Source organism: uncultured Planktosalinus sp., assembly GCF_963973675.1.
Taxonomy (GTDB): domain Bacteria; phylum Bacteroidota; class Bacteroidia; order Flavobacteriales; family Flavobacteriaceae; genus Planktosalinus.
Genome location: NZ_CAXBAN010000407.1, coordinates 1 through 2,262, shown reverse-complemented (window position 1 = coordinate 2,262; position 2,262 = coordinate 1). Strand labels below are relative to the sequence as shown.

General features: G+C 34.2%; 1 protein-coding gene and 1 pseudogene. One reads left to right on the top strand and one right to left on the bottom strand.

The genetic code is table 11. The features are described from left to right. A partial coding sequence (locus tag AACY61_RS12710) for an HAD-IC family P-type ATPase (RefSeq protein WP_339611951.1) occupies positions 1-2,034 on the top strand: 2,034 nt, incomplete at its 5' end. Positions 2,035-2,046: 12 nt separating this feature from the next. On the opposite strand, the pseudogene AACY61_RS12705 reads toward AACY61_RS12710, so the two are convergent. Further along, positions 2,047-2,262, bottom strand: a pseudogene (locus AACY61_RS12705) (glyoxalase); the annotation flags it as partial.

Genomic DNA, 2,262 nt, shown 5'->3' with positions numbered 1-2,262 from the left:
GTAGATTTTCCAAAAAAAACACTTAGGATACAATTTAATAATGCACAAATTTCATTTAAAGAAGTAGTGCATTTGTTAAGCAGTATTGGATATGAACCCTACATAAGTCTTGATAATTATGAAGGAAAACAGAGACCTATAGACAGGAGCTTGCTGTATAAACTTGCTGTGGCCGGCTTTGCATTTGGCAATATTATGTTTCTCTCATTTCCAGAGTATTTTGATTTTGGTGATTACTGGCTGGAGCAATACAAGCCATTTTTTAGATGGTTGATGTTTGCATTTTCTCTTCCGGTATTTTTTTATTCAGCTTCCGGTTATTTTGTTTCTGCATTTAAGGGACTTCGAGCCGGTTTTTTAAATATTGATGTACCACTTGCTCTTGGTATTTTGGTATTATTTATTAGAAGTATAATTGAAATTTCATTTGATCTTGGAACCGGTTTTTTTGACAGCTTAAGCGGGTTAGTCTTTTTCTTGCTCTTAGGAAAATTTTTTCAACAAAAAACATACAACTTTCTTTCCTTTGAAAGAGATTATAAATCTTATTTTCCTATTTCAGTAACCCGGATAGTAAATGGCAAAGAAGAAGCAATTCCGGTATATGAAATCAAAAAAGGTGATCGGTTACTAATTAGAAATGAAGAACTTATTCCTGTTGATGGTATACTTATTAAAGGAAATGCTCAAATAGATTATAGTTTTGTTACCGGTGAGTCTGTTCCCATTCCTAAATATTCAGGAGATAAGCTCTTTGCCGGCGGAAAACAAATATCTGGAGCTATAGAAATGGAAAGTCTAAAGAGCATTTCTCAAAGCTATTTAACTCAACTTTGGAGCAATGATGTTTTTAATAAAGATAAAGACCAGGCATTTATTGGGCTTACTAATTCAATTAGTAAATATTTTACCATAGTTATTTTAGTGATTGCATTTGTCTCACTTTTTTATTGGTCATTTTTTGATATTTCAGTCGGCATTCAGGCTTTTACGGCTGTATTAATCATTGCCTGCCCCTGTGCATTAGCAATGTCTGCACCATTTACTTTGGGAAATATGTTACGCATTTTTGGTAAACTTAAGTTTTACTTAAAAAATGCTAGTGTTATAGAGAAATTGGCAGCAATTGACACGATCTTGTTTGATAAAACAGGTACAATTACATCAAGTGAAAAAAGCTCCATTCATTATAATGGTTTGGAATTAAACGAAACGGAAACAACAATTTTAAAATCAACGCTACGCACTTCAAACCACCCGTTGAGCCGTGCCTTGTATGAGTTTTTAAAAGGCCATAATATTCTCACATTAGATGACTATGAAGAACTACCGGGGAAGGGTATGCAGGCTGGTGCGCAAGGAACAAACATAAAAGTTGGAAGTGCTCAATTTGTTTCAGACATTGAAAAAGTCAACCATCAAGCCCCTAACCAAACTGAAGTTCACATTAGTTCTAATAATATTTATAAAGGAAAGTATGTATTTAAAAACAATTATCGAGAAGGAGTTGAGCAGGTTTTTGAAAGTTTAAGTGAAAACTATCACTTAGGGATACTATCAGGAGACAATGAAGGTGAAAGAGATTATTTGGAACATATACTTCCCAAAGGCACACAAATAGCTTTCAATCAAAAACCTAAAGATAAATTACAACACATTTCAGACTTACAGGATTTTGGTCATAAAGTAGTAATGCTGGGTGATGGATTAAACGATGCTGGCGCATTGCAACAAAGTGAAGTAGGAATCGCTGTTTCTGAGAATGTCAATGTTTTTTCACCAGCTTGTGATGCTATCCTTGATGCTTCAAAGTTTAAAGAATTTCCGAGTTACTTATATGCTTCAAAAAAAGCAATCTCGATAATTAAAGCCAGTATCGGAATTTCATTTTTATACAATATCGTTGGTCTATATTTTGCAGTTACCGGTCAACTCGCTCCTGTAGTGGCAGCCATTATTATGCCTTTAAGCTCAATTAGTGTGGTTGTGTTTACAACATTTATGAGCAACTTTATAGGAAAAAAGTTAAAGTAATTTTTACGAATATTAATCTAGTATACTTAACAGTTTATTCAGGTCAAGAGGTTTTGTGAACATGGAAATCTCTCCATTAATATCTTTTGGCCACTTGTTTTCAGGATAATCCCAGTAAAGTTCAACGCCATTTCCGTCCGGGTCATCAAGATAAATAGCCTGCGAAACCCCATGATCTGCAGCACCAGTTAAGGGGTAATTGGCACTTTTAAGCCGATGATATATTTT